General features: G+C 44.7%; 18 protein-coding genes and 2 pseudogenes. 12 read left to right on the top strand and 8 right to left on the bottom strand.

Annotation, left to right across the window (positions count from 1 at the left end; genetic code table 11):
• Window positions 1–234 precede the first annotated feature (234 nt).
• Window positions 235–471 carry a 50S ribosomal protein L28 gene (gene rpmB / locus QUA56_RS00690; RefSeq protein ID WP_333351931.1) on the top strand — a complete coding sequence of 79 codons (237 nt, stop codon included), beginning with the start codon at window positions 235–237 and terminating at the stop codon, window positions 469–471.
• Between the two features lie 84 nt (window positions 472–555).
• Here rpmB and QUA56_RS00685 read toward each other — a convergent pair whose 3' ends face one another.
• The 3 genes and pseudogenes from QUA56_RS00685 to proS form a co-directional block, all read right to left on the bottom strand.
• Window positions 556–2619, bottom strand: a complete 2064-nt coding sequence (locus QUA56_RS00685; protein ID WP_333351929.1) for an adenylate/guanylate cyclase domain-containing protein — start codon at window positions 2617–2619, stop codon at window positions 556–558.
• Window positions 2620–2726: 107 nt separating this feature from the next.
• Window positions 2727–3062: pseudogene (locus tag QUA56_RS00680) on the bottom strand (adenylate/guanylate cyclase domain-containing protein); the annotation flags it as partial.
• Window positions 3063–3277: 215 nt separating this feature from the next.
• Complete coding sequence (gene proS, locus QUA56_RS00675) at window positions 3278–5083, bottom strand: proline--tRNA ligase (RefSeq protein WP_333351927.1); 1806 nt, start codon at window positions 5081–5083, stop codon at window positions 3278–3280.
• An 85-nt stretch (window positions 5084–5168) separates the two neighbouring features.
• Between proS and QUA56_RS00670 the strand changes: the two genes are divergently transcribed.
• The 5 genes and pseudogenes from QUA56_RS00670 (at window position 5169) to QUA56_RS00650 (ending at window position 11845) form a co-directional block, all read left to right on the top strand.
• Window positions 5169–5483, top strand: a complete 315-nt coding sequence (locus tag QUA56_RS00670) for a hypothetical protein (RefSeq protein ID WP_333351925.1) — start codon at window positions 5169–5171, stop codon at window positions 5481–5483.
• 94 nt (window positions 5484–5577) lie between these two features.
• Complete coding sequence (locus QUA56_RS00665; RefSeq protein ID WP_333351924.1) at window positions 5578–6510, top strand: hypothetical protein; 933 nt, start codon at window positions 5578–5580, stop codon at window positions 6508–6510.
• Between the two features lie 59 nt (window positions 6511–6569).
• Window positions 6570–6884, top strand: a pseudogene (locus tag QUA56_RS00660) (hypothetical protein); the annotation flags it as partial.
• Between the two features lie 372 nt (window positions 6885–7256).
• Window positions 7257–10388: an MFS transporter gene (locus QUA56_RS00655; protein WP_333351922.1), complete on the top strand. Its 3132-nt coding sequence runs from the start codon at window positions 7257–7259 to the stop codon at window positions 10386–10388.
• Between the two features lie 230 nt (window positions 10389–10618).
• On the top strand, window positions 10619–11845 hold the full coding sequence (locus tag QUA56_RS00650; protein WP_333351920.1) for an ISL3 family transposase: 1227 nt from the start codon (window positions 10619–10621) through the stop codon (window positions 11843–11845).
• 322 nt (window positions 11846–12167) lie between these two features.
• Here QUA56_RS00650 and QUA56_RS00645 read toward each other — a convergent pair whose 3' ends face one another.
• On the bottom strand, window positions 12168–12761 hold the full coding sequence (locus QUA56_RS00645; RefSeq protein ID WP_333351918.1) for a Uma2 family endonuclease: 594 nt from the start codon (window positions 12759–12761) through the stop codon (window positions 12168–12170).
• Window positions 12762–13048: 287 nt separating this feature from the next.
• Between QUA56_RS00645 and QUA56_RS00640 the strand changes: the two genes are divergently transcribed.
• On the top strand, window positions 13049–13525 hold the full coding sequence (locus QUA56_RS00640; protein WP_333351917.1) for an orange carotenoid protein N-terminal domain-containing protein: 477 nt from the start codon (window positions 13049–13051) through the stop codon (window positions 13523–13525).
• 470 nt (window positions 13526–13995) lie between these two features.
• On the opposite strand, the gene QUA56_RS00635 is transcribed toward QUA56_RS00640, so the two are convergent.
• Window positions 13996–14670: an acetoacetate decarboxylase family protein gene (locus QUA56_RS00635; protein WP_333351915.1), complete on the bottom strand. Its 675-nt coding sequence runs from the start codon at window positions 14668–14670 to the stop codon at window positions 13996–13998.
• A 202-nt stretch (window positions 14671–14872) separates the two neighbouring features.
• Here QUA56_RS00635 and QUA56_RS00630 point away from each other — a divergent pair, with 202 nt between their 5' ends.
• The 3 genes from QUA56_RS00630 to QUA56_RS00620 all read left to right on the top strand — a co-directional run bounded on the left by QUA56_RS00630 (window position 14873) and on the right by QUA56_RS00620 (window position 17898).
• Window positions 14873–15541: a glycerol-3-phosphate ABC transporter substrate-binding protein gene (locus QUA56_RS00630; RefSeq protein ID WP_333351913.1), complete on the top strand. Its 669-nt coding sequence runs from the start codon at window positions 14873–14875 to the stop codon at window positions 15539–15541.
• Between the two features lie 255 nt (window positions 15542–15796).
• Window positions 15797–16651 (top strand): hypothetical protein, encoded by an 855-nt coding sequence (locus tag QUA56_RS00625; RefSeq protein WP_333351911.1) that lies wholly within the window; start codon window positions 15797–15799, stop codon window positions 16649–16651.
• Complete coding sequence (locus QUA56_RS00620; RefSeq protein ID WP_333351910.1) at window positions 16648–17898, top strand: sulfotransferase; 1251 nt, start codon at window positions 16648–16650, stop codon at window positions 17896–17898. The genes QUA56_RS00625 and QUA56_RS00620 overlap by 4 nt, the downstream gene beginning before the upstream one ends.
• A 223-nt stretch (window positions 17899–18121) precedes the next feature.
• Here the strand turns inward: QUA56_RS00620 and QUA56_RS00615 are convergent, their stop codons facing one another.
• The 3 genes from QUA56_RS00615 to QUA56_RS00605 form a co-directional block, all read right to left on the bottom strand.
• Window positions 18122–19603, bottom strand: coding sequence for an S-layer homology domain-containing protein (locus QUA56_RS00615; protein WP_333351908.1), 1482 nt, complete (start codon window positions 19601–19603; stop codon window positions 18122–18124).
• A 159-nt stretch (window positions 19604–19762) separates the two neighbouring features.
• Window positions 19763–20773 carry a DUF6263 family protein gene (locus tag QUA56_RS00610; protein WP_333351906.1) on the bottom strand — a complete coding sequence of 337 codons (1011 nt, stop codon included), beginning with the start codon at window positions 20771–20773 and terminating at the stop codon, window positions 19763–19765.
• 4 nt (window positions 20774–20777) lie between these two features.
• Complete coding sequence (locus QUA56_RS00605) at window positions 20778–21467, bottom strand: polysaccharide deacetylase family protein (protein WP_333351904.1); 690 nt, start codon at window positions 21465–21467, stop codon at window positions 20778–20780.
• 79 nt (window positions 21468–21546) lie between these two features.
• On the opposite strand from QUA56_RS00605, the gene QUA56_RS00600 reads away from it, so the two are divergent.
• Both QUA56_RS00600 and QUA56_RS00595 read left to right on the top strand, forming a co-directional pair.
• On the top strand, window positions 21547–21840 hold the full coding sequence (locus QUA56_RS00600) for a DUF433 domain-containing protein (protein WP_333106892.1): 294 nt from the start codon (window positions 21547–21549) through the stop codon (window positions 21838–21840).
• Window positions 21837–22208: a DUF5615 family PIN-like protein gene (locus QUA56_RS00595; protein ID WP_333351902.1), complete on the top strand. Its 372-nt coding sequence runs from the start codon at window positions 21837–21839 to the stop codon at window positions 22206–22208. The genes QUA56_RS00600 and QUA56_RS00595 overlap by 4 nt, the downstream gene beginning before the upstream one ends.
• Window positions 22209–22260 lie beyond the last annotated feature (52 nt).

Below are 22260 nucleotides of genomic sequence, written 5' to 3'. Positions count from 1 at the left end.
ACCCCCCCCAACCCCCCCTTGCTAAGGGGGGGAGCAAGAGTTTATTTCCCTTGCTAAGGGGGGAGCAAGAGTTTATTTCCCTTGCTAAGGGGGGGAGCAAGAGTTTATTTCTATTGCTGAGCGGGCGATCCGGTGTTTTTTGTCCCCCCCTTAACAAGGGGGGCTAGGGGGGTTCTGCGCTGTTGCTATATAATAAAAGGCTGCACGCAAAAAAACGGTAATCTGGAGGGCAATATGTCACGGAAATGTCAGCTAACGGGAAAGAAGGCGAATAACGGTTTTGCGGTTTCTCACTCGCACCACCGCACTCACAAGTTGCAAGACGCAAATTTGCAGTGGAAGCGGATTTGGTGGCCGCAAGAGAAGCGCTGGGTAAGATTGCACCTTTCTACGAAGGCGATTAAAACTTTGCAACACAAGGGTTTGGAAATAATGGCGAAGGAAGCTGGAATTAACCTTTACAAGCTTTAAAAAAACTTGGTTAATTTATTATAAAAAGGGCGATCGTGCAAATTAACTCGCGCGATCGCCCTTACTTTTAGAGAAAAACCTTTACTAGAGCCATTTTCTGGCTTTCAGTAAATAAGTAGTCATCTGGCCTTTGCCTTTAACTTCGATCGCGCCGCGGTTTTCAAAGGAATACTTTTCTTGCAACTGTTGATAAGTTGTCTCTGTTACCTGAATACTCCCTGGCTTGCCGTGAGATTCCATGCGGGAAGCGGTGTTAACGGTGTCTCCCCACAAATCGTAAATAAATTTTTTAATACCGATGACTCCGGCGACAACCGGGCCGCTGTTGATGCCGATTCTGATGCTGAAAGCTTGGCTGTGCGTATTGCTGAAGTCAGTAATTGCCTGCTGCATATCCAAAGCCATTTCTGCGATCGCTTCTGCGTGATCCTGGCGAGGAACTGGCAGCCCTCCAACTACCATGTAAGCGTCGCCAATCGTCTTAATTTTTTCCAAACCGTGCCTTTCTGCTAGGTTGTCAAATGTCGAAAAGATGTCATTCAGCAAGGAAACTAATTGCGTTGGAGAAACTCGCGAACTGAGTTGAGTAAAACCTACTATGTCGGCAAATAAGACCGTAACATCAGCAAAAGTATCTGCGATCGTACTGTCTCCCCGCTTCAAACGATTTGCTATTTCTTCAGGCAAAATATTCAACAGCAAGCGTTCTGATTGTTCCTGTTGAACTCGCAGTGCATTTAAAGTATCATTGAGAGCATTAGTTCGTTCTTTTACTCTAAATTCTAACTCTTCATTCAGCTTGTAAAGCGCCATTTCAGCTCGCCTGCGGTCTGTGATATCCGTACCGACTCCCAGCATTCCCGCAAACTTTCCTGCCGCGTCAAACAGCGGTTTATTTGCCCACGATACCCAAACCAGCTCGCCGCTGCGCCGCATACTTTCATTTTCATTTCGCGTGTATTGTTCTGGGTTTTGCAAAATATCTCTCAACTTTGCTCCCAAGTCATTTCCTTTTGTATCTATCTCGGGAATAATTGTTCCCACTGCGTGTTTGCCAATTATCTCTTTTTCGTCGTAACCGAAAAACTTCTGTGCAAACTCGTTAAAAAAAGTAATATTTCCTTCCGTATCTATTTTTAAAATAATGCTGTTAGCATTTTCCACTAATTCCCGATACTTAATTTCGCTTTGCCGCAGCGAATCCTCTGCTGATGCGCGTTCGGCTACAGTGGCAGCCAACAGCAGTGATGTAACTACAATTACGCTCATAAAAGCCTGCAAAAACAAGATAGCCTGATTGATATTTTCCGCTTTGGCAATAAAGGGGCCGCCTCCCTGAGAACCGCCCCAAATGGCGATACTGGATACAATGAAAGATGCTAAAACAGCCCCGCCCTGGCCGAATTGAATGGTTGCCCAAATTACCAATGGAAATGGCAAGTATTCGAGGGGATAACCGGAGAGATTACCTTCACTTTTTGAGTTGTATACTAGCCAACTGACTGTTACTAATAACAGCAGGCATATTCCGGCACCAATTCGATTTGCAATTGTTTTCCTGCCTGTATTTTGTGAATTGCGTGCCGCTTGTTTTTTGTATATAATCAGCAGCAAGGGAGTAAAAATCAAAACTCCCAATGTATCTCCCAGATACCAATTCCACCGAATTTGCCAATATTCGCTCCAGTCAACTAAACCAGTTACACAGAGGCGCAGCGTGCCGAGAGTGCAGTTGATTTGAGTGGCAACTACAGCACCGCAAAAAACTAAATTGACTACATCGATGAGCCGATCGAGTGAGGGGCGAAACTTGAGCTTTTGCAGCAAAGTAAATGCGAACAAAGCTTGTAAACAAGCGCACAAAGCACTAATTGTTGCACTTGTTAAGGAGATATTCAGGTTAATAGTCTCGTAAAAAAATACGCCTAAAGCTATTCCCGGCCAAACGCGCCGACCAAATAATAAAATTGCAGCTTGTGCAATTCCTGCGGGCGGCCAGACGCAGGTAGCTAATTTATTTACACCTGGGATTGAAACTGCTATTTTTGCTCCTAAAGCGTAAGCAAAAGCAACGGCAGCTATTTTTGCTAAGTATTGCCAATTTGTAGATTGAGCAAATCGCAGAAACAGATTTTTGTTTGGGTTCATACTGAGTTTTATATTTTTAACTAACTATAGCAACCGCGCCGGACTATTAGGAGATTTTCAATTGCTGAAACATGAGTTCTTATATTGCTTATTCCTTCTGCCTTCTGCTATACTTTCATGCCTGTAAGAAAATAAGTGTTCATCTCTCCTTTGCCTTTGACTTTAATTGTGCCGCGACTTTGCAATAAATACTTGTCTTGCAATCGCTCATAAGTTGCAGGCGTGACTTGAATATACCCCGGCAAGCCGTGGGATTCTATGCGGGAAGCGGTATTAACGGTGTCTCCCCACAAATCGTAGATAAATTTTTTGATGCCAATGACTCCGGCGACAACCGGGCCGCTGTTGATGCCGATTCTGATGCTGAAAGCTTGGCTGTGGGTATTGCTAAATTCGGTAATAGCCTGCTGCATATCGAGGGCCATTTGGGCGATCGCCACTGCTGGGAATCGAAGAAAATGATTTAGCTTCAGATTTATATCGAGTTTTAAGTTTTAGGGAATTTCACATTTGGTCTTTAAAGTTCACAGCAGAAGGAAGAAGGAAGAGGGAAAAACAAATAAGCAAGCTAATGTAGGGCGATGCACACCGCACCTTACCCTATACGTAGGGCGCTAATGTAGGGCGATGCACACAGCACTTTACCAATTAAAAAGTCTTAGTTGATGGCGGCTTCAATCCACTGTTTCAAAGTAGAATTTACTTCATCAATGAGAATTTCATGTGATTTGTGATTGGCTCTTTCCACGACTTCAACTTTGCCTGCTTTCAGCGAACGACCCGGAACAATGCGATAGGGAATGCCGATTAAATCAGCATCTTTGAATTTAACTCCGGCTCGTTCGTCGCGGTCATCGAGTAAGGTTTCAATGCCAGATTGGTTGAGTTCTGCGTAGAGTTTTTCGGCGACTTCTATTTGTTGGGCGTCGGAAATATTGGGGATGCTAATAATGGCGTGATACGGGGCGATCGCCACCGGCCAAATTATCCCGTCTTTGTCGTAGGATTGTTCTACGGCCGATTGAGCTAGCCGCGACACGCCGACGCCGTAGCAGCCCATAAGAAAGGGCATTTCTTCGCCTTGTTCGCTGGTGTAGGTGGCGCCCATTGCTTGGGAGTATTTGGTGCCTAATTGGAAGATGTGACCCACTTCGATGCCTCTGGCGCTTTGCAACGTTTGTTCGGGGTTGTGCACGGCCCGATCGCCTTTTTTGGCAGTTCTGACACCCACAACCGTTGCTGGTAGCGGAAATTCTTGATTCCAATTGGCCCCGACAACGTGGTATCCTGATTCGTTAGAACCAGTGACAAAGTTTGTCAGGTCAACTGCGGTGCGATCGACTAAACGCAAAAACTTAGAGTTTACCTCCTTGCTTCCAGCGATATAATCATCAGCAACATCGGGAGCCATATAACCGAGAGGTAAAGATTTAGCAGCCCATTTCCGCTGAGCTTCCGCATCGGGAACAGTCAGAAATAAAACAGTTTTAGCTTGATAATTGCCCGCTAACTTCGTCAACTCATTCAGCAACTTTACCTGATTCACATCTTGGTCGCCGCGAATGCTTACCAATACCAAAACAGTCATGCCATTGTCGTAAACAGCTTGGTAAAGCACATTTTTGACAACTTGCGTCGGAGAACATTTCAAAAATTTGCAAAGTTTATCAATTGTTTCAGTTCCCGGCGTTTCCCGCTTTTCAAAAGTGGCAAAGGGCGACGGTTCGGCATCAGCAGGCATCGATACAGCCTTTTCCACATTAGCTGCATACTGACCGTCTTCAGTATAGAGAACTTCATCTTCTCCCGCTTCAGCCAACACCATAAACTCTTGAGAACCAGAGCCGCCAATTGCTCCAGAATCAGCATCTACTGCTCGGAATTGCAAGCCCGATCGGCGCAGCATATTGCTGTAAGCTTGAGCCATATCCTGATAAGTTTTTTTCAAACTTTCTTCGTTAGTGTGGAAAGAATAGCCATCTTTCATAATGAATTCGCGACCGCGCATCAACCCAAAACGCGGGCGAATTTCATCGCGAAACTTAGTTTGGATTTGATAAAGATGCACAGGTAATTGCCGATAGGAACGAATCATATCTTTAGCAATTGTAGTAATTACTTCTTCGTGAGTTGGCCCCAGTCCCAATTCTCGCTGCTGCCTGTCTGTCATGGAAAACATAATACCTTCCGCTTGAGTATAGGTATCCCAGCGGCCGGATTCCCGCCACAAATCTGCCGGTTGCAATTGCGGGAGGAGGCATTCTTGAGCGCCGGTAGCGTCCATTTCTTCGCGCACAATTTGAGATACTTTTTTGAGAACTCGCCACATCAAAGGGAGATAAGCGTAAAGGCCGCTACCGATGCGCCGGATGTATCCGGCACGGAGTAATAGTTTGTGGCTGGGAATTTCTGCTTCTGCCGGGTCTTCGCGCAGGGTGACAAAAAGCATTTGAGAGAGTCGCATAGCTGATTTCCTTAAAATACCGGATGATTGTAATTTTAGATCAACTTCTGATATTATCAGAACTAAGCCCGATTTGATTAAATATATGAATAAAATTTGGCAAAACTACGAAAAAGGTATGGCAGTATTTGATAATTGTCACTCTCCTACTGTGCAATCTCAGTGGCTTGCCTTAAAAGATGAAATAGGAGAATTTATTCGAGAACCTAATTTAAGCGAAATTTGGGATATTGTTCATGCTGCTGGTCGATTGCTTTACAAAATAATCGGAATTCCCTTATATTTACTGGCCTATCCTACTGTTCGCAAACACAGCAAACGTTTCGAGGAGTACGGATGTATTCGCAGCATTCGCAACTGTGAGGGTAAATGCTGCAAACAGTTGACAGTTGACAGTTGACAGTTGACAGTTGACAGTTGACAGTTGACAGTTGACAGTTGACAGTTGACAGTTGATGGCGAGGTTTTTAAACAGTTGATAGCTAAAAATTATCATGACCAGATTCATCCACGACCAATTTGCCAAACAGTATTTGAAAGAACTATTAACCCCTCTCGGTAATGTAGAAACCAGCCGGGATGTTGCTGGAGAAGTGAGGCAGATTGACGTTTTATTTTCCCCGAAACCGGAACCGGAAGTCGAACCAACAGCCCTCGGCATTCTGGGTCAAATAGCAGCACAACCCGCTGTATTTGAACCCTTCCGCAGTCCAGTCCAGATCGGAGAAATTCGCAGTTGTCTGGGCAAACTCTTCGATATCCACGCCGAATTTGAACGGGCCGCAGTTAGAGACAATACCCGGATTGCAGAGGCAGACTTGCCCCAACTCTGGATACTGTCGCCGACTGTTTCCGATACGATGCTAGCTGGATTTCGAGCCCTTCCCGAACCGGAAAATTGGGTAAATGGAGTTTATTTTTTGGGCCCATCTCTGAAAGCAGCGATCGTTGCCATTCACCAACTGCCCCGCACTCCCGAAACGCTGTGGCTGAGAGTTTTAGGGAAGGGAAACATGCAGAAGCAAGCTATTGCCGAATTGAGAGAATTACCCTCAGATAATGTGTTTCGGGTGAGTGCGTTAGAATTGTTGTACAACTTGCGAACTATTTTAGAAGTCCGCCAAGACATAGATCGAGAAGATCGGGAGTTAATTATGGAACTGTCACCCCTCTACTTGCAACGGCTGGAAGATGCAACTCAGCGCGGTATGCAGCAAGGTATTCAGCAAGGTATGCAGCGCGCTCAACGCCTGATGGTTGAGAGTATGCTACAAGTAAAATTTGGCGAGATTGATGAAGAATTAGCCCAAATAATCGAGCCTTTGATTCAGCTAGAAACCCTCGATCGCACGCGACTAATTAGGCAGCTCGATCGCTCTGAATTACTAGCTCGTTTCGATGCGTCGAAAAACCAACCGGAATCCTAACTCAGCAGCGCGCTCTACGATATGTAGGGTGCGCTAAATATCACTTTACTATTTATTATCGAGAAAATCTGGAGTTAATTATGGAACTATCACCCCTCTATTTACAACGGCTTGAAGAAGCAACTCAGCGAGGTATCGAGCAAGGTATTCAGCAAGTTATTCAGCAAGGTATCGAACAAGGTATTCAGCAAAGTAAACGCGAGATTCTTGAGAGTATATTACAAGTAAGATTTGGCGAAATTGATGAAGAATTAGCCCAAATAATTGAGCCTTTGATTCAACTAGAATTTCTTGAAATCGCGCGACTGAGTATGCAGCTCGATCGCCCGCAATTACTCGCTCGTTTTGAGCCTAAAAATCAAACAGAATCCTAAGTTAATAGCGAACTCTACAATATCAAGTCAAGTGCCTCGCACTTTACTACTATAGATAATTGGTGGCGATCGCCCCCCGCCTCAAACTTGCCGCTTTTATGCTAACTCGGCTGCTACCAGTCGCATAAAAACTAATTTCTGACTTTAGACGGATTTATTTTTTAGCTTCCACAGGCATAATAAGCAGTAAGGATGAGAACACTAGAGAACTAAATTTACTACTCATCCTGATTTCACTAATAAGGGCTTCCGTAAGATTAAGCCTGACCCAAACAAACCATCATCTAAAGATTACAAAATACCCTCTAAAAAAATTGGGGGATATTTTCTATCTGCCGAGTTAGGCATAAAACAAACTGAAGGAGGTAATTTATGTTTGAAAGCGAGTTATTAATGTCGCTGTACAGTCCCAAATTCAATATTGCTCAAATGCCAGTAGAAATAGATGCGCGATTTGACCACCCCGATATCGGAGGGCTGATGTTTTTAAGCCCGCAGTTTTTCGTGGCATTAATCGCCGGAGTCATTATGGCTTTCGGCTTCCAATTCCTGTTAACAAATTTCTCTATCGCCGCCAAAATCTCAAATTGGGACGAGGCTTTACCCGACGATGACGATGATGGCGAGTCCGAAAGTTTAGGCACTAAAATTCGCAAGACTGAAGGTCTAGTCGGGGGTTGGATTTTAGTCACAGTTAATCTGGCTTTATTTTTAGCTTGTTTTCTGGCAGTCAAACTAACTTCAATTGCCTCGGTAGACGGAGCGGCAATTATTGGTGTAGTTATTTGGTCTGCGTATTTTTTAACGCTGGTGTGGCTAGGTTCTAGCGCCGTCGGTTCTATGATCGGTTCCTTGATAAAAACTGCTTTTTCAGGCGTTCAAGGCGTCATGGGTACTGCTGGTGCAGCGATCGGCGGCAAGATGGCCAGCGACCAAATGGTCAACACTGTAGAGGCATCTGTTGCCGCTGTCCGCCGCGAGTTGAGTTCGGCTGTAGACACGGAGAGCATTCGCGAAACAGTGCAAGATTATGTGGGTTCTTTGCAGTTACCGAAACTAGATGTTAAGGAAATTCGCAGTCAATTTGAAAAGTTGCTGGGCGATGCCGATATCAAATCTCTTGCGGGAAGCGATGTTCTGAAGAATGTTAACCGCCAGACTTTTGTGGATTTAATTAGCAGCCGCACCGACTTTTCTAAGGAAGAAATAAATCAAGTTTCCGACCAACTCGAAGGCGTTTGGAAGCAAACATTCGGCAAGCAGCAAGGGCAGAAAGACCCGAATTTAGAGTTGGTTGATTTTCTCAAGTTTGCGGCTCCCGATTTGCTGAAGTCTGACGAACTAAACGCCAAGCTGTCTCAAATTCTGGAAAGTAGGGAAAACAAATCGGAATCCAGCAGCGGCATGAAACGAGCGATGCAGTTGGGTGTCGAAGCTCTTGTGGGTACTGTTTTATCGCGGACGGATTTGTCGGATTTGGATGTGGAAAAAATCTCCGGTCAGTTGCAGCAACTGACAGCAAAAGGCACGGAAAAAGCTAAATCTTTGGCTTCTCAGGTGGGCGACAAAGTGCCTGCGCTGCCTTTCAATACAGCTAAGGCTGATGTGGAAAACTACTTGATGAATGCCCAACCTTGGCATCTCAACCCGGAGACAATCAAGCAGGAATTTAGGGATGTGATTTACGACCCGGAGGCTTCTCCTGGGGCAGTTTTGCGCCAGTTAGAGCAGTTTAATCCCGATTATTTTGTAGGGATTCTGGGCCGCCGCGAGGGGTTTGCTCCCGAACAGGCGACGGAAATTGCTCAACAGCTTGAAAGTGTCCGCCAAGAAGTGTTGGAAATTGTGCGAGATGCTGCTGGTAAAGAACAGTCTCAAGATTTGCGGAGCCGGATTGAGAATTATTTGCGATCGACCGGCAAGGAGGAATTGAATCCTGAAGGTATCGAGCGGGATTTCCAAGCGCTTTTGGAAGACCGGGATGCTGGTTTTGAGGCTTTGCGCGATCGCCTGTCCCAGTTTAACCGCGATACTTTGGTGCAGTTGCTCGGTCAGCGGGAAGATTTCAGTCCAGAGGAAGCCGATCGGTTAATCGGGCAGCTCGAAAGTTCGCGCGATCGAGTAATTTCAAGAGCTCAAGAATTGCAAGAGCAAGCGAAATCGAAAGCGCAAGAATTGCGGCAAAAGGTGGAAGACTATCTCCGCAATACTAATAAGGAAGAACTCAATCCTGAAGCGATCGAGCGCGAGTTTCAAACGCTGTTAAACGACCCGGAAGCCGGATTTAAAGCGCTGAGAGAACGCTTGTCTCAATTCGACCGCGATACGCTGGTGCAGTTGCTGTCACAGCGCCAAGACCTCAGCGAAGAACAGGTAAATCAGGCGATCGACCGGATCGAATCTGTGCGCGACAACATTATCAACGCGCCGCAAATAGTGGCGGATAAAGCTAAGAAGCAGTACGAGGAAGTTACTGCAAAAATTGGCGAGTACCTGCGGAATACAAACCTGGAAGAACTCGATCCAGAAGCCATCAATCGGGATTTGACTAAATTGTTTGAAAATCCGAAAGAGGGTGCTTTGGCACTTCGGGAAAGACTTTCTCAGGTCGATCGCGAAACTTTAGTTAAGCTGCTTTCGCAGCGGGAAGATTTGAGCGAAGAACAGATAAATCGGACGATCGATCGCGTGCAAAATTCGATTCGCAGCATCGTGAAATCGCCCCGCCGCTTGGCATCTCGCGCTCAAAAAACAGTCCGGGATTTCCAAGGAAATTTGGAAAATTACTTGCAGAATACCAACAAGGAAGAGCTGAATCCTGAAGGGATCAAACGCGATTTGCAGTTGCTGTTTAACGAACCGGGAGCGGGGATGCAAAGTTTGGGCGATCGCGTGAAGCAGTTCGATCGATCGACTCTGGTAGCATTGCTGTCGCAGCGGGAAGACATCTCGGAAGAGGAAGCTAACAAAATTGCCGACCAAATTGAATCTGTCCGCAACCAAATTGTCGAACAAGTTCAAATGGTTCAGGACAAGTTTCAGTCAGCAATCGACGGTATTTTCGCGAAAATTCGGGATTACCTCAATTCGCTCGATCGACCGGAGCTCAACTACGAAGGCATCAAGCGGGACTTCCGCAAAGTGTTTGACGACCCGCAGGCCGGATTTGACGCGATTAAAGAGCGTTTAGGTGAGTTCGATCGCGGTACTTTAGTTGCCCTGCTGAGTTCTCGTTCCGATATTTCCGAGACAGACGCTCACCGAATTGTTGACCAAATTGAAGGAGCCCGGGACAGCGTTTTATTGCGCTCGGAACGCCTGCAAACTGAAGCCAAAAAACGCATCAAAGAGATCAAGAAAAAGACCAAGCAGCAAGCAGAAGATGCGCGCGAAGCGGCAGCAGCCGCAGCTTGGTGGCTGTTCGGTACGGCTCTAACTTCTGTGGTTGTTTCGGCTTTGGCTGGAGCAATAGCAGTCGGCGGTATTTCGGGTTTGTTTAGCTAGACTTTAAACGAGTTTCAATTAACTTTCTCCTGATTCTTCTAGGCTGGCTATTTGCCAGCCTATTTTCGGCTCTACCGAACCTAGTATGTAAAAAAGTTAATAATTTTTATAAAAATTAACTATAAAATATAAACATTAGGCGCTGGCAAAGCAGTTATATATTGACTTACAGGGCTTTTTGTAGTATAATAAAGTTAGATTTTAGAGAAATTAAGATAAAAATTATACCTATGGCTTCCAATCCTCAACTTCATCTAATGACGAAACTCCTTAATATTGAGGGAGTGACCGTCAAAAGTTATCAGATTATTGAAAATATAGGAATCACGATTTACTTAGATAATAACAACAAAAAAGCCATTTGTCCCGACTGTGGGAAGAAAACTGATAAACTCCATCAAAATCATTATTATGTAGTGAGGGATTTGCCGTTTGGAGAGCAAAAAGTATATTTACAAGTAAATCGCCGTCAGATGAGGTGTGAAGGTTGCCCAAAAAAATTTAGTGAAGACTTAGAATTTGTTAAAAAAACTAGAACCTATACAGAGAGGTTGAAAAAAAAGATTTTGTCAGAATTATTAGAAAGCGATATTAAAAATGTGGCTCAAAGGAATGGAGTCAGCGAACAAGAAATAGAAACCATGTTAAAAGAATGGGGAAAGGAATTGATCGGACAAAAACCATCAGGATTAAAAAGGCTAGGAATTGATGAAATTGCTCTAGTAAAAGGACAGAAAAATTATTGTGTAGTTTTAGTAGATATCGATAAAAAAATTATAGTAGGAATGGTCAAAAATCGAACTCAAGTGGAAATACAAAAATACCTAGAAGCCTGGGGAGAAGAGGTTTTAGACCAAATAGAAGAAGTCAGTATAGATATGTGGAAACCTTATAAAAATGTCTCAGAAGCTTTAATGCCACAAGCAGAAGTTGTGGCCGATAGATTTCATGTTATGAAGCAAGTAAATGAAGAATTAGATGGAGCTAGAAAAAAGATTAAGAAAGCAGCCGTTGCCTTAAAAAATAACTCGGAAAAATCGCGACTACTCTCCGGAATAAAAAAAAGTAAATATGTCTTACTAAAAAATGAAGAGGATCTCACTGACCTCGAAAAAGAGCAGTTAGAATCACTCAAAAAAGTTGCTCCTACATTACAAAAAATGCATCAAATGAAAGAAGAGTTTAGACAAATTTTTGAAGCCCCAAAAGATTGGGTAGAAGGATTATTTAGTTTAAGTGATTGGTTAAAAGATGCAATTTCCGTTTTCCCCAAAAGCTGTGGGACAATTATTAGGTGGATTGGAGAAATTATTGCGTATTTTGATCGGAGGACTACTCAAGGAGTTGTGGAAGGAATTAATAACAAATTAAAGCTCATCAAAAGAAAAGGCTATGGGTTTAGAAATTTTGACAACTTTATTCTTAGGAGCTTCTTACATTGGCATTTTGCTAGTTAGTTTTACATACTAGGTTCGGTAGAACCCTATTTTCTTGGGAATGCGTATTATCATATGTCGGGTTGATATCAATTCCGGCTGCACCGGAATGATAAGCGAGGACACGGCACTGCCGTGTCCCTACCACGATCAATTGTAGGGACACGGCACTGCCGTGTCCTCCGTTTATATCATTCCGATGCTAACGGAATTGATATGATTTAGTGGCATTGGAATTACTATGCAGTGCGAGCGTCCTCGCTCGCGATCTATACCGCGAGCGAGGACGACGTGAGCGCTGACATTATCCAAATATATGATTCCGATGCCACCGGAAATGATATTATTTATCGCCGATAAAATTAGGAGGAAATACTTTAGATAAATCTAGGGACAAATCCCCAAAATTAGGGAGGGCAACTGTCTCGTTAGGCAGAAAAATTCTCTTGACGCGATAACCAAATTTGCCTTGCGAATTCTGATACGGATCGCTGTAACATTCCAAACAAGTTTCTAATAAGTTAAATATCCAATAGTCAGAGATACCCGCTTCAGCATAAAGGGGCAACTTGACCTGTTTGTCGTAACTCAAAGAAGAGTCTGCAATCTCAATCAGTAACAATATATCCGCTCTTGTGGGATGAGAGGATAAATAGTCATCAGGGCGATTTTGGACGATCGCGCGATCGGGTTCTGGTTCGCTGTCATCCGGCAGAATAATCGGTTGTTGTCCTCGCAGTGTCGCCCGTTCTCCCAGCAGCTTAAATAACTCGCGTTCCAAGCGTGTCTCGCAAACTGAATGAGCGGTACCTTTAGCTGCCATTTTCACAAGTTCTCCATTAATTAACTCAACTCGATCGTCCTCACCAAAGAACCCCAGTTCTGTCAGGCGGTGATATTCCGCTATGGTGAAGCGTTTTGCAGTTGCGATCGACATAACAGCCACCTCAATACAGGTCTGTTGCGATTATAGGCGATCGTCGATCGGCTAAACAATGCTAATCAGGAGTACAGCTCACAACAATATTGTCAAATTTGCCTCATCCTTTGGTTGCAAATTTTCCCTATTTTGGTGAATTTACTTGACGAACTTATGTTGGGAACCATCTCTGTCTTAAGCAAGATTCTAGCATCACTATTTATTAGATACTTTAATTAAGTAGCAAACAAAAGTTTTCTCACAAATAAGAAAACTGAGCAATACATATTATTTTGGAGGCTTGAATGACTTTTACTACCAGTGCTTACGACCAAGGAAAAGCAGATATTCAGAGCTTGAGTGTAGACGACCAATTAGGTTTGCTGTGGTTTGTTTACACGAAAATGGGCAAGTCAATAACGCCAGCAGCTCCCGGTGCTTCCGGTTCCGAAATCGCTCAGGGTTTGTTCGAGCAAGTCAAGCCGCTGCCCCACGAAGCACAACTACAAGTAATGCGCGACATTGCCTCAAAAGCCAATACAGAAATCAGCCGGATGTACGGTTCAATGAGTCCTGAAACCAAGCTGGCTTTTTGGTATTTCCTAGCAGTAGGAATGGACGAAGGAACTATTATTCCCGTGCCTCCCGACTATCAACTTCCCGAAGCAGGAAAAGCTTTATTAGGAAAGATTGAGGGCATGGACTTCCAGCAGCAAATTGATTTCCTTCGCGGCACAATTTTAGAAATGGGTGCTGAAGCCGCTCCGGGTGCTGGCATTTAAAAATAGGACTTATACTAATTCTCCAAACTCATGCAACAGTATCTGTAGGGTGCGTCGCCATCAAAAATTTTAAATAATATCCACAATCTTTGAGCGACGCACCGGTGCAGAATAATGAGCGTAAACAAACCCACACTCATCATTGTTGCTTTGTGGAGGCGAGAATTGGTATTACGAAAAAAAACCCGGTTTCTAGGAGAATATTGGGTGCGACAACGAGGCATCTAGGAAGAAACCGGGTTTTTAGCCGTTTGATGCGTAAGTCCTCAAAAATACAGCGTATTCCAGGTTTGTGAAGTGTAGGGACACGGCAGTGCCGTGTCCCTACAGGGAAGCTCACTGGCGGGTGTAGTTCATAAATGTGGAATCTGCTGTATTAGTAAGTAGCTCAAACTAATACGCCGCGCCAGAAACCGGGTTTCTGGCTGTTCTGTTTTTTTAGGTTTACTGCGAATATCCGCACTTTACAGCTAATAACTGAATTCAAGGGATCTGTTTCCCACAACTTCCGGCGCACCTGCAATTAAACGCATATCTTCGCAGCCAAGAGTTAGCAATGGCTGACCTAAGTTTAAACTGGCAAAAGGACTTTCTTCTGCCACTTCTAACTGGCCTCTAATCAAGCCGATTCGAGAGCCAAATTCTCCTTTAAACAACAGCAAATTGCTGCGGTTAGCGCTAAAAAACTTTCCGCTCAAAGACAGCGGTAAAGCTAAACTTTGCTGGGTGTAATTGAGACTGCACAGTTGACAGTTTTCTTGGCGAACTGTGACGCGGTAGCCTAGCGGTGCTGCCTTTACCGAATCGCTGCCTTCCCAACTAAATGTAGCTAATTCTTTAGGAAGTCCCCAAATTTCGCGCCCGCCGGCTACCGAGTTAGGATTGTCTACGTAGATGTGGGAAATCCAAGCGCCCCATTTTCCTGCATAATTGACGATCGCGCTCACTACAATTAACTCATTGTACTCCATCACCGAACCCAAGCCGTAGGAGGATATATAAATGCCACCTAGCGTTTTTCCCGGCAATAAAGAGACAATTTCTAACTCAGAAGGAACCAAGGGGCGCACTCGTGCCACATCTACCAATTGTAAAGTCTGAACAGCATAACCTTGCAGATTCCAAGGTGCAGGTGGATATACCATTTTTAGCGCTCAAATGTATAATTTGATATTTATTTTAACTTGGCTTATCAAAAAGCAACAGTTTTTGGTATCTCTTTACAAAATCTTAGTAATTTTACATATAAAAAAGATTAATGTATTGATGGCAGGCAAACAGTTGACATTCGAGATCAAGTTAAATATGCTCTATCTAGTGAATATTTAGAAGGAAACCTAAACCTGTATGCTGACATCTTACAAACCAGATGTTTTCGATAGTTTAGAGCATTTTTTTACGGCTAGAGACCTGCTAGAGCAAGCCCAAGACAACATGACAGAACTGGGTGCTATTATCCGCCGTCACGGCTTGCAAAAGCAAGTAGGTATTTGCTTGCTTCACAAACACTTTGACCTGGCGGATAACGAAAGGTTGGTCGAAGAGTTTGACGGCAACAGTGCTTATGTCAAGCCGACGGCAGAATACGGCGATGCTATTCCATATATGTGGAAGGTTGAAAAAGATCGAGCATCAGGCAACTGGGTTTGGTTTCCCTTAGAATTTGTCCGCGTTAGTGAAGCTGTGTCGGCAGCAATTAAACGGTCAGAAGCAGTTGTCAATAACTCAGAATTTCTCAATGAAATAGCAGGTAAACTGTCCGAATTGGGGATGACTGATATGTTCGGCATCAGCATTTTGCACCGAGATGCAATTAAAGTTGCTGAGGGCGAAATTTTGGTAGAAAGTACAGACGATGAAGCCCGCGTTTTGACTCTTTCCTCAGTTCCCCGGCCGGATATTGACCCCGCAACTTTAACGCAAACTCTCTGGCAGTTTCCCCATGCTGAAGGGTTTGAGGTGGGAGCGATGTGTACTCACTGCACTCACTGCACCCATTGCACTCATGAGGGATGAGGAAGATTACTAAAGGATAAAAAGTACATGGCAGAGGTAGGGACACGGAAGTGCCGTGTCCCTACGGGGAGCGATAGGCGGGTGTACTTCATAAACTTGGAATCTGCTGCATTGCAGGTTTGCACTTCGCACCTTACCGCTATAAGTAGCACCTCAAACCACTTTTTACCTAAGTTCTGAAACTCAGAAGAAAAAACTCAAGTCCAGACTAAAAACTGTTTTTTTTTGAGAATTGCGATTAATCAATATTAAATAATGTCCAGTCTCCGTCAAAGTATAGTAATTTATCGCTGCCAAAATCTGGAGTCAGAAACAACAGAACCAGAGTTGCAAATTCCTAGAGTGCGGCTGAGTTCGGGCACGCAGCTAGCTTTTGACAGCGTACCCGATCGCATTCAGTATTGCCAAGAGGCTTTTATGCCAAAAGAACCTTGGAGGGAACCGACACCGGCAGAGTCTGCACTGCTTTGGGTTCATGAACCCCCACCGCAATATTCTGGTGTAGGAATTGTGCGTTTACCTGCGGATGTTTTAGCTTTGTTTGCTGCTGCCGGTATCGCTTCGCTAACAACTCCGCTACAGGTTGCTGAGTTTAAATCCGAGGACAAATGTCGGCAGGCACTCGATAAATTAATTGAGTATTTTCAGCCTTTTTGTCTGTCGGATGCGCCGCCGATTATTAACGGTATGGGAGGCAGGCAACCGGGATTGAGTACGGCAACAATTGATAATAAACGGGGCTGCCGCAACGGTTTGCATACTGATAATTGGGACGGGTTGCCGCTGGTGAAAAAGCAGGAGGCTACTAATCGGATTTGCGTGAATTTAGGGCGGGATAGCCGTTACTTTTTGTTTGTGAATTTGACTGAGATGGACATTTTTGAAATGCTGGGGTGCGGTGATTCTGATATTGGAAAACCTTGGACGCGACAGTTAACCAATGAGTTTATGCAGCGCTATCCAGAATATCCGGTGGTGAAGCTGAGAATTGCACCGGGCGAGGCTTATATTGCACCGACTGAGAATATGATTCACGATGCTTCTACTGCCGAAATGAAGCATTTAGATGTTAAGGTGATGATGCGCGGTTATTACAGGATTCCAGCATGAGTTTTGCCGTTAGCGAAGCCCTCGGAGACGATCGCACTTTTACAGATACTGTTAGAGATAGTTTGAAGGATGAGGGAAAATTGCAAGAGTCGATCGCCCTTTACGAACAGTCGATCGCCCAAAATCCCAATTCGCCCTCAGCTTACCACAATTTGGGAAAAGCGCTGCAACAAAACGGGCAAATTGCCGAAGCTGTCGCCTGTCACCAAAAAGCCATTCTCCTCCAACCAAACTTTACTGCTGCTTACTTCCCCTTGCTGTACGCGCCGCTGCCTAAAGATTCTCCTTTGATTGACAGCCTGGTTGCTCTTTACCGCGAAGTTATCGAGATTTTGCCAAATTTTCCATTAGCTTACATTAACTTGGCTGTAGCGCTGAGCAAGCAGGGAAAAATTCAGGAGTCGATCGGGCTTTTTCAAACCGCGGTTCGTTTGCAAACAGTCGCATCTCGCCCGCAACTGTCGCAAGTAGAATGGAATTGGGCCTCATCGCGATCGGCAGATTTCATTATCATCGGTTCTCCCCGTTGCGGCACAACTTCTCTCTACAAATATATCACTTCGCACCCTCAGATTTTACCGGCAGCCAATAAAGAAATCTGTTTTTTTTCAGAACATTTCAACAAGGGAATAGCTTGGTATAGATCGCATTTCCCGCCATCAATAGACGCGCATCATTTTTTGACAGGAGAAGCAACTCCGACTTATCTCACTCACCCGCTGGCTGCGGAAAGATTGCACGGTTGTTTGCCCAAAGTTAAGCTGATTGTGATTTTGAGAAATCCGGTCGATCGGGCTTTTTCGCACTATCAAATGCTAGTGAGACGCGGTACGGAAGGCAGAAGTTTTGAAAAGGCGATCGGTTCCGAGTTGCAATTGCTTGATGGCGCAACCGAAACCAGCTTAGAAGATAGAAATCATTGGAAAGATTGTCATTATATTTATAAGAGTCTTTATGCTTGCAGTCTCAAACAGTGGATGAGAATTTTTCCCAGGGAACAGTTTTTGATTTTGCAGAGTGAAGAATTTTATGCCAATCCGGCTGCGACACTCAAACAAGTTTTTGAGTTTTTAGATTTGCCAGATTTTCAACTCGGGAATTATCAAAAGTACAACGGTGGTGATTATCAGCCTGCGGATGATGTTGTCAGCCAGCGATTGCGCGAGTATTTTCAGCCGCACGATCGCAAATTAGATGAATATTTGAATTCTGTAGGGGCTGGTTTTACCCACCATACGTGGCTGTAACTAAAGATTTAAATAAACCCGCCCCCACAGATATTATCAGCGTTTATCCGCTTAGGAATGAGAATTAAATAACTTGCATTTTTTGTAGGTTGGGTTGAGGAACGAAACCCAACCCCACGCTTGATTGTTGGGCGGAGTGAAACGGAGGGTTCGTGCCACGGGCCCAACCTACGGAAGTTATTTAATCCACGATCCTTAAATCAGCGGTTAAAGACCTGCAAATCTACTTACTAGCATAACCCGTACTTACCAAAAACTCCCGCAACTTCCCAAAGAATTGAGTGCGATCGCGCCCTTGATAAACCCTCTCCAACAACTGCCAACCTTCCGCCTCCTGGCCCATGACATACTTGGTTGCCATGAAGGCCGCCAAAACCCCTTTCGCCTCCCCATTTTCACTCAGACGCTTGTTAGATTCCAGCCAAAGCTCAGCAGAATTCGTGTATACTTCCACCGGATACTGTTTGCTAACATCTTGCATTTTTCCGGCGCGGTACTGCCAAACTTGCAGCGGGAAGCGAGAATCAGCATAATTTGTAAAAGCCTCGGCAAATCGCCCGTCCTGACTCTTGAACTCTGGGATATCATTTTTCCCAAAATCAACAATTTCGTAACTCACATTGCCCCAGAAATGCTTGATATGAGTGTATTTGTTAGCGCCGGAATCGTAGCGGTAAATAAACGAATAATTGCAGCAGCGGACGCCGCTTTTGATTGAAACTAAATCTGCTAGCACTTCCGGTTCCTTGTCGCCGTCAAAATCGCGAATTAGCAGCGATAAAAAACGTCCTTCTGATACTTCTTCGCTGGCTCTTTGGTCGGGATTATCTACTAGAGAACGAGTCGGAATCAGCACTGGTTCTTCTAATAAAGTTTTACCGTCGCGGATAATTTTGATGCGGAGATTTTTAGCATCTTCTGCTTCTTTTACGAAAGAAACTTCCGCCCGAACTTTCGCAGCTTCGGAGATTTCTGTTGTTCTCGGCGGGCCGATATTCGGCGGAACTTGGGCGATATATTGGGCAGGAACTAAGGCAGTTTGACCTGGTTTGGCGATCGCCTGACAGAGAAAAGTTGCTACTTCGGCGCGAGTAGCATTGCGTGTAGGTTCTAGCTGTTTGACGGCGGGATAATTGACCACAAGTTGTTTTTCTGCGGCGGCGGCGATCGCATTTCTTGCCAGTTCGGGAATTTCCGGTGCATCCTCAAAAGTCGCATCCAAAGTCTCAGCCGCCGGCCCCGCAGGTGTATATTTCAAGCCGCTGCTTAAAGCTACCAAAACCTGCCAGCGGGTAACATTCAAAGTCGGGTTAAAAATACTCCCGCTGTATCCAGACATAAAACCTGTTTGATAAGCTTCTCGAATCGCTTTAAAACCCCAGTAATTTGTAGGAATATCTGCAAAGTCGATCGGATTGCGGACGGTTTTGGCATCGGGAAAAGCCATGCGAATCATTGCCGCAAACTCAGCGCGGCTGACGGGGCGATTCGGGCGAAAAGTGCCGTCTTCGTAGTAGCCGGTGATAATTTTTTTCTCTGCTAACTCCTCAATGCAAGCTTGCGCCCAATGGTCGTTAACATCCTTAAATTTGGGTTCAGCAAATGCCGGCGCTACATTCAGGCCCGGAAACACTAAATTCCCGATGATTATCCCCAGGGCTACCACTAAAGTGATGATAGCTTGCCATCTGTGCGATCGAACCATAGAACAGCCTCCTCTACTTCCAAATTTGCGATCGAAACTTTCGGAAATTTTACATAATATCAAGTATATTAGCCCGATTTAATACCATTTATTAAAAATTTAGCTGCCGCCAGGGACGCGGCATTGCCGTGTCCCTACTTTTTCGAGTTGGTATAAAGCTTACTTCGACTCTAAAGTCATCTCCATCGCCATTTTTGTTGTGATTGTTGATTCTTCTGAGCTGCCAGCATTTTTAGCACTCATTTCGCTATTTGAACTAATAGACACAGTAGAGCGAAAAGGAATTAATCTATCCAAGCGCCCTGTAACTTTTCCCCGACCCTGAGAACTAAAAGATTTTAGGGTTAAGGTAGTTCCAGCAGGCAGTAGGGGAGAGGTAATATTTTGGGGGTTTGCTTGCTGCTCTATGCTTACATTCATAGAGGCAACTCCATCTTGCCAGCTAGCCAATTCATAAGTAGCAATTTGATTCACATTAATGCCACTGAAATCAGAGGAAGAAGAAACGCGCCATTTGGCTCCTTTTCCGACTGCTTCTGCAGGCAGCGGCGAGGCAATTTGCTCTAGAGATTTAGACATTTGTCCAACCATTTGTTTGACGTTTTTGTCAGCTCCTTCGGGCAAAATAATGTCACCTCCTTTATGAAAACCGCGATTGTCCATGATGAAAGATCCTTTCACTCCCACAATGTTTTTGAGTGCAGAACGCATGGCATCTAGGGCGGCGGGCTGGGTATTTCCAGTATCACCGACGATATCTGCATTAGTATAAGCAAAGTCGTAGTAAATATCGCCGTTGGGATCGATTTTAGTGACTTTGGTCTCGAAAGTCATCACCGATACTGGAATTTTACCCCCAGGCGAAGACCGACCGGATGCGGATATTTCCATATCCATTTTTACGGTGATAACACTTGTTTCTTTGACATCGATAGCTGGTTTTAAGCGCAGTTGCTGTCGGGGTTCCACTCCCGGATTTAGCAGTTCCACTTGCGGGGTTTTAGAGTTGGGAGCAGGCGCGGATACGCCAGGGGCTGGCTGCTGCACTACAAGTGGAGCTTCAGCACTGAGGGAAACAGGAGAAAGCTCGTGAAGCGAAGCTATCCCGTAGGGAATCGCCCATCCGGCGCTCGCCAAACAAAGAGATGCAATAAACAGTGTTTTTTTCATTAACTTAATTTCCGGTTATTTGAATGTTTGCTTGTTGCCAAAGTCGCTCTACTGTCACAAATTTGTAACCTTTATACAAAAGCAATGGAATTATTTTATCAGCAGAAGCTGCAACATCTTCGCCACCGCAAAAGCCGTCGTGCAGTACAATAATTGATCCGCTTTCAGTTTGCTGCACGACGCGACTAATAACTTTCCTCACCCCCGGCCGCACCCAATCTTCCGGGACGACGCTCCACATTACGGGGCGATATTCCCACTGCTGCAATAACTCTAATGTTCGCGGCGTAAAAATGCCGTTGGGCGGCCGCACGTCCCGGATCAATTCTGGGTCTAAATCGCAAGCTTTGGCAATTGCTTTTTGCGTGTCTTCTAAACTTTGTTTTAGTTCGTGGGTTTTGAGTTTGGGAAACGATATATGCTGGTAGCCGTGGAGGCCGATCCAGTGTCCGCGATCGCAAACTTCCTTAGCCGTTTCTGGATGCCTGTCAACGCAAAATCCCAGCCAGAAAAAACTAGCTTTGATGTTGTATTTATCTAAAACTTTTAACAGTTGAGGTGTGTGCTGCCGGTGCGGCCCGTCGTCAAATGTTAGGGCAATTTCTCGGCTGTTGATATCTCCCGTCCACAGACATCTGGGAAAAGCAGATTTGAGAATGGGATGAATCACAGGAAACAGGGGTGATAGTGGCATTGATTAATGTTGTTTAGTGCGATCGGGTAGAAATGAAGCTGCGTTACAATAGGATAAAGTTAACTCAATCGAGGTAAATATGACAACTGCCGTTGATATTGGAACGCTAATTGTCCGCACGCCCGGAACTTGCGGCGGCCGCCCGCGAATTGCAGGAACTAGAATTACGGTACAGAATATTGCTATTGATTTTAATGCCGGGATGACTCCACAGCAAATCATTGATGAAATACCGCATTTGACTTTAGCACAAATTTATGCAGCACTCACTTACTATTACGCGAACAAGGAAGCAACGGACGCCGAAATAGCAGCTTACTACGAAGAGTATGACCGTTTGGAAGCAGAATATATGGCAGGTAAGCTATCGTGAGCCGAATTTGTTTATACATGGATGAGGATATTCTCCAACGCTCGCTGATACTCGCTCTGCGAACCTCTGGTGTAGACGTAATAACTACCTCGGACGCTAACAAGCTTAGCTGTTCAGATGAGGAACAACTGATCTGGGCCGCGGAGCAAGGGCGTGCCATATACAGTTTCAACACTAAAGATTTTTGTCGTTTGCACAGTACCTTTATTGCCAAAGATATCGGTCATGCTGGAATTATTATGGGAGTGCAACAGCGGTACTCGATTGGCGATCAGTTGCGGGGGTTTTTCAACTTGATTGCTGCTAAATCAGCCGAAGAAATGATCAATGAATTGGTATTTTTAGCTGAGTACATTAGATATGAATAAAAGATTGAAATAACCGATAACACCGGAAACTAGCAGCCTCTTTAACTCCTTT

This window comes from Microcoleus sp. N3A4, assembly GCF_036701805.1.
Classification (GTDB): domain Bacteria; phylum Cyanobacteriota; class Cyanobacteriia; order Cyanobacteriales; family Microcoleaceae; genus Microcoleus.
Note: the sequence above shows the minus strand (reverse complement) of the source record. Positions and strands in the feature narration are given on the sequence as shown.